The following is a 206-nucleotide window of genomic DNA, read 5'->3' on the forward strand; positions in this document are numbered from 1 at the left end:
GCCCTGGTGGTGGAATTGGTAGACACAAGGGATTTAAAATCCCTCGGCGTTCGCGCTGTGCCGGTTCAAGTCCGGCCCGGGGCACCATCTTCATTTTTCTCTTTGTTGTTCTAAACAAAGCAGAAGCTATGGCGTGTTGGCAGAGTGGCTATGCAGCGGATTGCAAATCCGTGGACCTCGGTTCGACTCCGGGACGCGCCTCCATT

General features: G+C 54.9%; 2 tRNA genes. Both read left to right on the top strand.

Annotation, left to right across the window (positions count from 1 at the left end):
- Positions 1-87: transfer RNA gene (locus UA76_RS20705), tRNA-Leu, on the top strand.
- 43 nt (positions 88-130) lie between these two features.
- Positions 131-204: transfer RNA gene (locus UA76_RS20710), tRNA-Cys, on the top strand.
- The last annotated feature ends 2 nt before the right edge of the window (positions 205-206 follow it).

Origin of the sequence: Vibrio mexicanus (assembly GCF_001012815.1) — a bacterium.
GTDB classification, from domain to species: Bacteria; Pseudomonadota; Gammaproteobacteria; order Enterobacterales; family Vibrionaceae; genus Vibrio; species Vibrio mexicanus.